Below are 12,133 nucleotides of genomic sequence, written 5' to 3'. Positions count from 1 at the left end.
GACTATAAGGTTGCCGGTTCTGCTACGCTTTAATCAGCGTATACCTCTCCAGAGGCTCTGAGACAAGCTTTGGAAGTTTTACCTTCCTAGCACTGCTCCCAAGGCAGTCCGCGGAACCGCCATCCGCCAGTAGTACTGCGGTGGTGGTCGTCATCCAGGTCTCCTTCAAACCCCTCGTCAATATGGAATACCCGGGTGAAGTCTGCCTCCAGCAGGGCCTTGCCCGCTTCCAGCGAACGTTTGCCGCTGCGGCAGATCAGGATGACCGGGGCGCAGCCTTCGTCGATGGTGCAGATACTGCCGCCCAGCAACAACTTACGAATGTCAGTGACGAAATGGGGATTGATGGTCCAGTCCGGCTCATCGATCCAGGGGATATGCACCGAGCCTTTGGGATGGCCAACAAAAAGGAACTCCATGCTGGAACGGATATCCACCAATACAGTGCGTGGATCATCCTGCATCATCTGCAATGCCTGCTGGGGTGTCATCCCGTGCGGTAGGGTCTCGGTCATTTTCAGTTTCCGTCTTTTGTGAAGGGTGGCGGTTTTCCTTCATGGTAGATGGTTTTCAGATGAAAACAACAACCACCCCAGGAAAGAGAGTCACCGCGGAAAATCATTCAGTGTAGAATTCCCGACATGGGTACGAAAATCATCATTGCGTTGTTACGTTCGCTGACCTTCCTGCCGTTACGCAGAGTGCATGGACTAGGCCGGCTGCTGGGCCGACTCTTCATCCTGTTGCCCAACCGGGAACGCCGAAATGCGGATATTAATCTGCAACTCTGTTTTCCTGACCTTAGTGAAGCGGAGCGTCTGGCCTTGCGTAATCGCTCGCTGGAGGAGACGGGAAAGGTATTTGCCGAGATGTCACCGCTCTGGTTCTGGCCCAAAGAGCGGGTGCTGGGACTGGTGAAAGAGGTCTCCGGGATGGAGTATGTAAAGTGTGAGCCGGGACGGGGTTTGATCGTGCTCACCCCACACCTGGGTTCCTGGGAGATTTCCGGACTCTACCTGGCGACCTACGGGCAGGTGACGACACTTTACCGTCCACCCAGAAATCAGGCGTTGGAGTTACTGATTACGCAGGCCCGCTCACGTACGGGGGCTGAACTGGTACCGACGACCCCCAATGGGATCAAACGGCTCTATCAGACCCTGCGGGAGGGGAATATTGTCGGCATCCTGCCGGATCAGCAGCCAAAGTCGCTCAAAGGCGCGGCTTTTGCCCCATTCTTTGGTGTGCCGGCGTTGACTATTTTGCTGGTTTCCCGATTGGCGAGAAAGAGCGGTGCCAACGTGGTTTTGGGTTTTGCCGAGCGCCTGCCGGAAGGCAAGGGGTACCACATACACATTGTTCCCGTTCCGGAAGGGATCGATTCCCCGGATCCGGAGACAGCCGTGGCCGCCTTGAATCAGGGAGTCGAAGCTTGTGTGCGGATCAGTCCTGAGCAGTACCTCTGGTCCTACAAACGCTTTGACATGCAGCCGGAGGGCAAACCCTCTCCCTATAATCAACCACGTTCGTAGGTGGCGGTGTCGAACCGTCACACCTCATACTGATTGCCCACTATTGCGCCTGGTTTAAGTCCGACCCAGGCCTTACGACCAATACGCCTGTTCACTCCACAGAATTAAAGTGTTAACGGATTCCGCCGCTACTACAGGGAGTAGACAGATTTTCACGGCAAGAGAGAACAGGCATGAAGATGCGCGGTGGCTGGATATTTCCAGTTTTGATATTGGTGGTGCTGGGACTGGGAGCACCACCCACACAGGCAAAACCGGCGACGGGAGAGAAGGCGGATGTCCGTATCCTGATCGATATCTCCGGGAGTATGAAGAAAAACGATCCCGAGAATCTGCGTCGTCCCGCCTTGCGGCTACTGGTGGGATTACTGCCCACCGAAACGCGTGCCGGAGTATGGACATTCGGCCAGTACGTCAACATGCAGATCCCACTGGGGCAGGTCGATGCGGCGTGGAAGCGGAAGGCGAGGAATGAGTCGAAAAAGATCGGCTCTCCAGGTCAAAGAACCAATATCGAGATGGCCCTGAAACGGGCCAGCGAAGATTGGGAAGGGTCTCCCACACTCTATCGCCGCAGCCTGATTCTACTTACCGATGGCATGGTCGACGTTTCGCGTAACAAAGCGAAGAACAAGGCGTCCCGCAAACAGATTTTGAACAAGATACTTCCACGGCTGAAAAAAATGGGCGTCGCCGTCAATACCATCGCGCTCTCTGAAAATGCCGATCATGAGCTGATGCGAAAATTGGCAGAGGCCACTGGGGGCTGGTACGAGCAGGTCAATGATGCCAATCAGCTGCAGAGAGTCTTTCTGCGTATCTTCGAGAAGGTGGGCAAACCGGATGCCGTGCCTCTGAAAGACAACCAATTCACTATCGACGACAGCATCACCGAGGCCACGGTGCTGGTGTTCCACAAGCCAGGTGCCAAGCCCACACAGCTTATCCCTCCGGGCGGCAAACCTATCGATGCGGAGTCAGCGCCGGATTCAATCAGTTGGCATCGTGATGAAGGTTACGACATGCTGACTATCAGTGATCCTAAATCCGGGGAGTGGCGTATTCGGGCCGAGGTCGATCCGGACAACCGGGTGATGGTGGTCACCGATCTCAAGATGAATACCACGGACCTGCCCAGCCGGCTGATCCACGGACAGTCACTTCCGTTTCTGACGAGCTTTACCGATCACGGTAAACGTATCAGGAAAAAGTCCTTCCTAAATGTGGTCGAAGCGACGGCTCAGCAGCGTGATGGTAACGGTGAGTCGGAGCCAAGGCCCCTGCTTGATGACGGCAAGGGTCCCGACCCCAAGGCAGGGGACGGTTTTTTCTCCATGCGGTTCGGTGGAGAGTCTCTCAGTAGTGGTAACGGTGAATTGATCATCAGCGCCAAAGGCAGAACCTTCGTGCGAGAAAAGCGCATGAGTTATGAAGTGGTTCCGCCAGTCATGCTGGAAGTAAAACCCGGAGAGATTCCCAATCAGCTGCTGTTGACCCTGATGCCCGCAGCGGATCTTGTCGACCCTGCCAGTGTGAAGAGCCAAGTCTGGCTTGAAACGGCGGAGGGTGAGCAGACACCCCTTGATTTGATACAGGATGCAGGTGGTGTCAGCCAGGGGAATCTGGACATCACAACCTTTTCCGGAGCGCGAAAAATTGTCGTCAGTGTGGATGCAAAAACTGTTGCGGGCGAGTCCGTTGAGTATTTCGATGCACCGGTTGAGGTGGAAGGTATCATGCCGCCACCCGCTGCGGTTGAGCCGAAACCCGAGCCGGTAACTGAGCCAACACCCACACCAGCGGCGGAATCGCCTGCTGAAGCGGTTGAGGAAAAGCGCGCAGAAAAACCTGAACCGGCTGTTGAGGAAGAGGAGGAGAGCTTACTGATGACCGCTGTTTGGCTTGGCGGAGGCAACCTGCTCCTGTTGCTGGCCTTGGGTGGAGGTTTTTGGTGGATGCGTCGTCGCAACCAGCAAGGCTTGGTGAGCCTGCTGGATGAGGAGCTGCCAGAAAACCTGCCTGCTGCAGAAGTAAAGGAGGCGGCATGATCGAATTAAGTCGTCTGACTGTCCTGTTATTGGGTGAGTTGATGTTGGGGCTGCTTTTGCTCAGTGGCGTCCTCATTGCGTTGGAAATAATCAAAAAGGGCAAGGAGAGAAAGGCTGCACAGATCCTGGTGGCTAAGATCCAGGCAGATAAAATGATGCGCAAAGAGCGGCTGCAAAAACGGCTCTCGAATGATTACAAGTATGAAGGAGAGACGCTGAATCAGGCGGTACACGACCTGTCTCAATCGGAGATGAAACTCTACCAGAACATCATCAATGGTTTTCTCAAACGGGACGTGGTGGCATTCGAGCAGATCGACATCGATATGGAGAACCTGGTTGTTGGCTACCAGGCCTTGGAACTGCCGGAAGGTACAGGAGTGATGGGTGGCGCAGTTTCAGGATCGGATGGAACCGAGGACGGTGAGATTGACCGACTGAAGGCTGAGAATGAAAGACTCTCTGATGAACTAAAGGTGACCATGGACACCATGGGGCGCATGCTTAATGAATACTCATCCATGTTTGCCGGTGGCTCGGATAACGAAGTAGACAAAGGACCGATGCTTGGCAAGTTTCTGAGTAAAGATGCGGATGAAGAAGAGGAAAAACCTGAAGAGGCGTTGGATGTTGCTCTCGAAGACGTGGCAGAGGAGGAAGTATCTGAAGATGAGCTGATTGTCGATGTAGATGCGTTGGAACCCGAGCCTGAGCCCGAACCCGAACCCGAACCCGAACCCGAACCCGAACCCGAACCCGAACCCGAGCCCGAGCCCGAGCCCGAGCCCGAGCCCGAGCCCGAGCCTGAGCCTGAGCCTGAGCCCGAGCCTGAGCCTGAGCCTGAACCTGAGCCCGAACCAGAATTGGAACTGGAAGATGCATTGGTGCTAGCTGATGATGACGAAGCCTTGGTTGATGGACTTGAACCCGTTGATATAGAAATCCCGGATGTCACTGATCTGGAGGTTGAAGAGAGTGCCGCCGAGGCGGGGTCTCTGGAAGATGAGTGGGCAAAGTTGCTGGAAGAAGAGGCGGATGCCGTTTTGCTGGATGGTGAAAGTGTAGGTGGGACCAAGTGATATTTTTGCGTGGAATGTAACTTGGGTCAGAGGAAAAATCGCCTCAATTAAATTGTAATCTTCAGACGCTATCCTGCACTATTAGCTGTTTGAACGCAGTTCCGCCCGTTTTCCTTTGCGGAATACATCGCCTTGTCCGCGGCTTCCAGTAACTCATCCCAGGTTTGGGCATGTTCCGGAAAGGTGGCAACGCCTATGCTGGCGGTGATATTGATTTCTTGGTCACCAGATATTGAAATAGCGTGATCGGCAACCTGACTACGCAGTCGCTCCGCCAGTTCTTCAGCCTCGGAGAGGGGAGTTTCTGGTAAGACAACTGCAAATTCTTCGCCTCCGTAACGTGCCACATAATCTGTTTTCCGGATTGAACTCTCTACAATCGATGCGATTTTTCTGAGTGCAGTATCCCCGGCTTTGTGACCATAGGTGTCATTGGTCTGTTTGAAATGGTCTATGTCCAGCATGAAGACCGACAGAACATGGTTATACCGGGCGGCCCTGAGTATTTCATCGGTTATCCGTTCCTCCATTACTTTACGGTTGTACAGCCCGGTTAAGGAGTCGTGGGTTGCCAAATACTTCAATTCAGTCTCAGCTTGTTTGCGCTCTTTGATCTCATTTAGCAGATTGTGACTCATCACCCTGACAGGCTCTTTCAGGGTGGTGGATATGATGGCCTTAAAGATAAGCCAAAAAGAGAACAGCACAAAGATATGTCCCACTAGATTAGAAAGGCCATATACGCTCACATAAAAAGTGTAGGCGAACCCGGCACAGATAGTCAGGATTATGGAAGCCGTCATGAGGAAAAGAATACTTGGATCAATTAAGCTTCGACGTTTCCACAAATAAACTATAGCGCCGAGAAGAAGTGTGTTAGCCACATACTCGCTGGTTACCTTGAAGGGGGTGAGTCCTTGCCCTTCGATATAGGCGTCCGGGAACTTACCCAGCACGATCAGGGTGAACAGGGTGACAGCAACTAATCCGAATAGAGAAATAGCAGCATATCTGTTGATCGATCTATTAATGAAGAAAGGTGCAGAGAGTAGAAGGAATGCCTCAAGGTAGCGGTTTGCAATCCAGAATTGCGTGGGATAGTTAGGGCCTGTATCGGGATATATAGCCATTCCTTTGTAGACCACGGTATGCGCGATAGCCAATGCCGCGATCCAAATATATCCGCATCCAAGATACATCAGGTAGTTATTGCGTGAAAACGGATAGGTCTGCCATACCACTACCGTGGCAAGGACGGCCACCACAATGCTAAATAGCTCCACCAGGGTATGGAATAACAAATAGTTATGAAAACTGATGGCAATCAGCAGGATGGCCAGAGCAGTAGGTAATATCCAGCTACGCTGAACCAAAGAGGTCAACCCTGGGGATACTGCATCAGAAGTCTGAACAGTCATTATAATTATGTGAAGATATCGAGAGGAAACATAGTTATCATAACGCCCCGTTCTATCTTGAAAGTCAACTCTTGGTTGTTAGTTGCCAGGCAATGCTTCTCAGTACATGCCCACCCTCATGATGGGGATATGCTGTTCACCACTCCAACCACGGTTTTGGTCAGTATCGCCAAGTCTTCGGATTCCATCACAAAGGGTGGCATCAGATAGACGAGTTTTCCGAAGGGGCGAACCCAGACGCCAGCCTCTACAAACCTGGGCTGGATCTCTTTCATATCTACCGGCTTCTTCATCTCCACTACACCGATTGCACCCAGTACCCTGACTTCGGCGACATGCTTGAAGTGGCTGCAGGGGGCCAGTCCTTGCTCCAGACCTTGTTGTAATCGGGCAATATTTTTTTGCCAGGGAGATTCGAGCAGTAGTTGCAGACTGGCGAGCGCGGCCGAGCAGGCGAGGGGGTTGGCCATGAAGGTCGGGCCGTGCATAAAGAGTCCGGGGTCTCCCTGGCTGATGGTGCCGCTGATTTCCCTGGTGGCCAGGGTCGCCGCCAGTGTTATATACCCACCGGTCAGTGATTTCCCGAGACAGAGGATATCCGGCGAGATACCCGCATGCTCACAGGCGAACAGTTTGCCGGTGCGCCCGAAGCCGGTGGCGATCTCATCGAGGATGAGCAGTACGCCGTATTGGTCACACAATGCCCTTGCCTGACGCAGATAGTCCGCCGAGTAGAAACGCATGCCGCCGGCACCCTGCACGATCGGCTCCAAAATCAGCGCTGCGATGTTCTCATGATTTTGTTTGAGGCTGTCGGCCAGTGGTGCGATATCCTCCGCGGCGCAGGGTTTGCCGAAACGACATGCTGGAGTCTCCACGAAAAACTGCTGTGCCAGTGTTCCACTGAAGAGGCTGTGCATACCGGTGACCGGGTCGCAGACCGACATGGCACCAAAGGTGTCACCGTGATAGCCGTGGCGCAGGGCCAGAAAACGCTGTTTTTCTCTCTTACCCTTGGCGTGCCAGTACTGGATTGCCATCTTCATGGCGACCTCGACGGAGACGGAACCCGAATCGGCGAAGAAGACTGAATGGAGCGGCTCGGGTGTGATTGCCACCAGTTTTTCCGCCAGTTCGACCGCAGGTTGGTGGGTGAGACCGCCGAACATGACGTGGGACATTGATGCCATCTGCCGCTGCAGTGCGGCGTTCATCTGTGGGTGGTTGTAGCCGTGGATGGCGCACCACCAGGATGACATGCCGTCGATCAGTTCACGGCCGTCGCACAGACGCAGTCGTACACCCTGAGCTGATTCGACGGCATAGATGGGCAGATCGGCACCGATGGCGCTGTAGGGGTGCCAGACGATCTCGCGATCCAGTGCGGTCAATTGTTCCAGCTGCATAGTGGGATCCGGGTTGCTTGCGCGTTGATAGGGCGAGAAGGGACGCCGTTGCTCATGTAGATGAGACAATATTCCAGTCCAGATGCGCATCCATAAAACGTTTGAGAGGGAAAAGTTTAGCCGTTTGCCGGGGAGCTTGCCGCAGCAGTGTAGGAACTGGCCAGCATCGAAAGGGCCAGGGAGGATAACAGGAGTTTCCACAGGGGAGATCTGTGGTGTTGGGGTCCGGGACACCGCAATGTGTCCCGGACCGGCGCTTCATCAAAGTAGGTTTGATAGAGCGCCCTTCAGGCGTGCCTTATTTGATTTTTGCAGTCTGAGTGCCGCTACCACCCTTGTTGTCACTCCAGGTGATCTCGACGGAGTCGCCCTTGGCACCGCCTCCGAACTTGAATGACACATAGGGGTTCTTGGAAACACCACCGCTCCAGTTAGCAGTCAGCACAGTTGCTCCGTTGTGCTTGCAGACGACTTCCTGGATGTAGTGGGCAGGGATCAGCTTGCCTGTTTTCTTGTCTTTGCGGCCGCCAGTCTCCATAGGATGGGTCATCAGTGCCTTTACGGTGGTGACATCTTTCTTGGCCTTGGCGCGGATCTTAATGCTAGATTTTGCCATGTTCAGTTTACCTCTAGAATATTCGGGTCGTTGTTGTCCGGGGGTAGATTAACCGCCGCAACCGCCGATGGTGACTTTTACGCTTTTGCTGGCACTGTAGAGTTTTCCGCCAGCCTTGACGACACCGACGACATCACCGGTCTTGCCCATTTTGATACGGGTGGAGACGAAGCCCATCGCGCTACCCGACAGGTTGAAAGAAGCAATCAGGGGAACAGGATTGGCAGAGGCGATGATGGCCATCGACTCGATGCCTTCCATGGAAGACTCGACGGTGATCGGTACAACTGCGCCGTTTTCCGCGATATCCGGGGCCTTTATCTTGATTTTGTCGGAAGTGGTGGTATCGCCAGAACCCATCAGCGCAGTTAGCGCATCGGGAATCGATTTGGCTTCGAAAGCGGCTTTAGGCCATGCGGCCAGTACCTGCTGGGGCATCAGCAGACCGGCGCCTGCAGCAACACCGACCGCGCTAGCGGCCAAAGATCCTTTAAGGAAGATCCTGCGTTTCATGTCAGTACTCATCAAATACTCTCCAGATTGAGAATAGGTTGTTTCAAAGGGTGTAAAGAAAATCGACTACTTTATCGATATCACTTTCCGACAGAATCCTGAGTCTGCCAAACGGCGGCATCCGACTGTCGGGTTTATTTTTTGTTGTATCCCAGATCTGAACTCGAAGCTCTTTTATATCCGGGTTAGCGGCCTTTAATGGCGATCAGAGGGGACCTATGTCACCCGGGCTGAACCCATCATCAATCATATGGCAGGCAAGACAGTTACTTCGCTCTTTGTCGAAGGCAATTTTCCAGCCTTCGGCAATATTTGAAATATCCGTTGCGTGGACAGATAAAATCGCAGTAAGTCCGCTAAGCAATACAAAGGAGGAGACAGCAAGACTGTTTGAGCTGCGGTTGCCCGCATTTCTATCCTCCTGTTTCCACACAAGCAGCGCTCATTATAATGTCTATATCGGTGCGCTCACTTGTACCCTGTAACAGGTAGGCCGTTAGAATACCGAAAAGCCGGGCTATGGCAAGCAAAAATTGCCTATCTATTAGCGATTTATAATGTTTTTGGCGCAGTTTTTCCTAGCGCTGCTTGGGTTTCCTTGTGTTAGCAGCTTGGGTTTAGTTGATCTCTCCTTGGGGTAAACCGTAATCCCTGTTTTTTTGTTAAGTCAAAAACCGTTACTTCTTCTTATTCTTTGTATCTTCGAGCTTTTTCAGTGCTTTGAGTTCCCTGAGTCTGGCCTCAATTTGTGAAGCCTGATAAAAATCCTGCGTCTTCTTCTGTTTCAGGGCGATATCCAACTGCTGAATTGCGGCACTCAGCTTGCCTTCAGCGACGTAGGCTTCTGACAGCAGTCGATGTGATTGAGCATTGTTATTTAGGTTTTCCTCTGCTTTTGCAAGCAGGCGAAAGAGACGGGGGTCATTCGGACGAAATGAGCGGGCCTGATCAATGGTCTTTTTCGCCTCTTCCGCCTTGCCTGCTTCCAGAAGGATTTCACTGTAGGCGATTGTGACGGGATAGCTGTCCGGAAGTAGCATGTGGGCCGTTTCGAGGGATCTCAGTGCCTTCTGGCGCCCCCCGCTCTCCTTGGCTATATTAGCTTCTGCAAGGATATATTCGACTTGGTCAGGCCGTTTTATCAGCAGTTCGGTGATCAGTTTGTTTGCAGCCGGGAAGTTGCGATCCTTGGCAAGAGCCAGGGCATAACCAAACTGGTGTGCTTCTTTGTTCAGATAACGTCCCTCTTCGAGGCCACTACGAAAATGCTTCACAGCCTCGTCAGACTTTTCGAACTGCCGCATGCGCAGAGTCTCACGGGTGAGAAAGTAGCGCAGGTTGCTGCTGTACTGCTTGTAGGAATAGGTCTCGGCGCGTCCCAATGCGTCCGCAATACGATTGGTGGTGACCGGATGGGTGCGCAGCATCTCCGGGATGCCGCTGTCAAAGAGCCGGTTGGCGTGGGTCAGGCGCTCGAAGAAGACCGGCATGGAGCGGGGATCCAGTTCGGCATCTGCCAATATCTTGATACCGACGTGATCAGCCTCCTGCTCGTTGCTGCGGGTGAAATTGATCTGCTCCTGCAGTGCTCCGGCCTGAACGCCCGAGGCCAAGGCGATACCGGCATCGGTGGAACCGGCGATGCCCACCAGGATGGCAGCCAGCATGAGCACGGCGGTCTTGCCGCTCATGCGGTTGGCTGCATCGAAAGCGCGCAGTAGATGTTTCTGTGTGACATGGGCGATTTCGTGGGCGATGACAGAAGCCAGTTCACTTTCACTCTGGGTAGCCAGGATGAGACCGGTGTAGATACCGATATGCCCACCGGGTCCGGCGAATGCATTGATCATCGGTTCTTCGATGACAAAAAAGCGGTATTCCTGGCCAGCAGCTTCACTTTTATTGAGCAGTCGGTTGCCCAGCGTCTGAATATATTCCGTGATCAGCGGGTCATCCAGAACCGGCTGCGTTTCCAGGATGCTCTGCATGAAGGCGCGTCCGAGGCGGGCCTCGTCGGCTGGCGTCAGATATTGATCTGATGGTGATCCCAGTTCCGGCAGGCGGATCTTCTCTTCGTTTGTCCCATTGACAGGCACTGCACCGAATGCGGTAGCGGTGAAGCCGATGCAGAGGGAGATGAGGAGGGCGAATAGCGGAAAAATCGGGGTGCTGCTGTGTCTATCCATACCCATAATGGATTGTATTTGGCGGCTGGAGTTCCCTTAATAATATCGACTGTTTGTCGGTGGTGCCAGCGTGGTATGTTGGGCTGTTGTTCCTAGTTCAGCTGAATGCGCTGTCCCCAAGGGGCTTTCTCCTTGCCTTTGACCAGCCAGATCACGGGATAGGGGGGCTCGTGTTCAGGGAAGGCTCCCTCCGCATCGGTGAAGTAGACCAGCAGATCAGGTTGCAGTCCCTGCTGGTTAACCCACTCGAACACTGGCCTGAAGCTGGTGCCGCCACCGCCGGAGATGGCCTCCGGCAGCTCGAACTCGTCCCAGGTCTCGTAGATCCAGGGTGACTCCTCCGCCAGTTGCGAGTCGCAGGCGAGCAGGGTGACCCGTGCGCGTATCTGTCCTTTGAGGGCGTTGACCTCGGCCAGAAACTCCCCCATCTCTTTCTCCTGGATGGAGCCGCTGGTGTCCAACGCCACCACCAGTTCCACCTGGTTGCTGCGCAGGCTGGGCAGGATGAACTCCCCCTCACGGCGGGAGGGGCGCATGTAACTGAAATCGTCCCGTGCGGCGGCGGTCATGTAATGGGCCAGCAGAACCCGCCAGGGGAGCTGGGGCTGCAGTAGATGGTCCACCATGCGGGCCATGGCACCATCCAGCTTACCGGCCTGCATCGCCTGCTGGGCGGCTCCCGCCAGGCGCTGCTGCCACTGGATGTTGAGGGTATCCTGCTCTTCTGCCGACAGGGGCGGAGGCTGGGAGGCGCCACCGTCACGGGCGTCCTGGCCGTTATCCCCCGATTCCGAAGTCTCTGTATCCGGCTTGCTGGAGGAGAGATCCCTTTCGCTCTTGCTGCTGCCGGAACCTTTGGTGTTCTCTTTGTCGTAGATGTGGTTGTCCAGCGGTACGTCGTCGTTCTTTTCGTCCAGACAGGGGTAGATCTCCTCGGCGGTCATGTCCTTGAACATGGGCATGATGAGAGAGCCGGGAGGTGGTTTCAGGTCTTCGCCGATCAGCAGTGGGTTGATGGCGTAGTCGCAGGCCATATCCCAGTGCAGCTTGTGGCGATGCTGGCGGCGGGCGAAGTGGGAGAGGGCGCAGTGCAGTGCCTCGTGGGCCAGCATGAACTGGGTTTCGTCCAGGGTCAGCCCGTAGATGTATTCAGGATTGTAGTAAAACTTGCGCGCATCCGTGGCAGTGGTGGGGCACCAGGCTTCATCGGCCTCTTCCATGGGCAGGCGCAAGACCAGCGCGCCCAGGAACGGCTTATCCAGGATCAGCTTGGTGCGGGCTGCGGCCAGCTTGGTTTCGATATGTTCTATGTCCATAAGCCTGTTTAGCCACGAA

9 protein-coding genes and 1 pseudogene are annotated in these 12,133 nt (G+C 54.2%); 3 read left to right on the top strand and 7 right to left on the bottom strand.

The annotated features are described in order from the left end of the window. Positions 1-86: 86 nt before the first annotated feature. Positions 87-515 (bottom strand): rhodanese-like domain-containing protein, encoded by a 429-nt coding sequence (locus HPY30_04600; protein ID QYZ65325.1) that lies wholly within the window; start codon positions 513-515, stop codon positions 87-89. Between the two features lie 126 nt (positions 516-641). On the opposite strand from HPY30_04600, the gene HPY30_04595 reads away from it, so the two are divergent. The 3 genes and pseudogenes from HPY30_04595 (at position 642) to HPY30_04585 (ending at position 4,443) form a co-directional block, all read left to right on the top strand. Further along, entirely contained in the window at positions 642-1,532 is an 891-nt protein-coding gene (locus HPY30_04595; protein ID QYZ65324.1) for a lysophospholipid acyltransferase family protein, read from the top strand. Between the two features lie 173 nt (positions 1,533-1,705). Next, positions 1,706-3,580: a VWA domain-containing protein gene (locus tag HPY30_04590; GenBank protein QYZ65323.1), complete on the top strand. Its 1,875-nt coding sequence runs from the start codon at positions 1,706-1,708 to the stop codon at positions 3,578-3,580. Between the two features lie 563 nt (positions 3,581-4,143). Then, a pseudogene (locus HPY30_04585) lies at positions 4,144-4,443 on the top strand (energy transducer TonB). Between the two features lie 284 nt (positions 4,444-4,727). Here HPY30_04585 and HPY30_04580 read toward each other — a convergent pair. The 6 genes from HPY30_04580 to HPY30_04555 all read right to left on the bottom strand — a co-directional run bounded on the left by HPY30_04580 (position 4,728) and on the right by HPY30_04555 (position 12,114). After that, positions 4,728-6,077 (bottom strand): GGDEF domain-containing protein, encoded by a 1,350-nt coding sequence (locus tag HPY30_04580; GenBank protein QYZ65322.1) that lies wholly within the window; start codon positions 6,075-6,077, stop codon positions 4,728-4,730. Between the two features lie 116 nt (positions 6,078-6,193). After that, complete coding sequence (bioA, locus tag HPY30_04575; protein ID QYZ67909.1) at positions 6,194-7,483, bottom strand: adenosylmethionine--8-amino-7-oxononanoate transaminase; 1,290 nt, start codon at positions 7,481-7,483, stop codon at positions 6,194-6,196. A 298-nt stretch (positions 7,484-7,781) separates the two neighbouring features. Continuing rightward, the gene (gene soxZ / locus HPY30_04570; GenBank protein QYZ65321.1) at positions 7,782-8,099 is read right to left on the bottom strand and encodes a thiosulfate oxidation carrier complex protein SoxZ; all 318 of its coding nucleotides are present in this window, start codon (positions 8,097-8,099) and stop codon (positions 7,782-7,784) included. 48 nt (positions 8,100-8,147) lie between these two features. Beyond that, complete coding sequence (gene soxY, locus HPY30_04565; GenBank protein ID QYZ65320.1) at positions 8,148-8,624, bottom strand: thiosulfate oxidation carrier protein SoxY; 477 nt, start codon at positions 8,622-8,624, stop codon at positions 8,148-8,150. 665 nt (positions 8,625-9,289) lie between these two features. Further along, positions 9,290-10,798: a M48 family metallopeptidase gene (locus HPY30_04560; GenBank protein QYZ67908.1), complete on the bottom strand. Its 1,509-nt coding sequence runs from the start codon at positions 10,796-10,798 to the stop codon at positions 9,290-9,292. Positions 10,799-10,890: 92 nt separating this feature from the next. Beyond that, positions 10,891-12,114: a hypothetical protein gene (locus tag HPY30_04555; GenBank protein ID QYZ65319.1), complete on the bottom strand. Its 1,224-nt coding sequence runs from the start codon at positions 12,112-12,114 to the stop codon at positions 10,891-10,893. Positions 12,115-12,133: the final 19 nt, after the last annotated feature.

This window comes from Gammaproteobacteria bacterium (ex Lamellibrachia satsuma) (genome assembly GCA_019623805.1).
Classification (GTDB): Bacteria; Pseudomonadota; Gammaproteobacteria; order Chromatiales; family Chromatiaceae; genus QGON01.
Note: the sequence above shows the minus strand (reverse complement) of the source record. Positions and strands in the feature narration are given on the sequence as shown.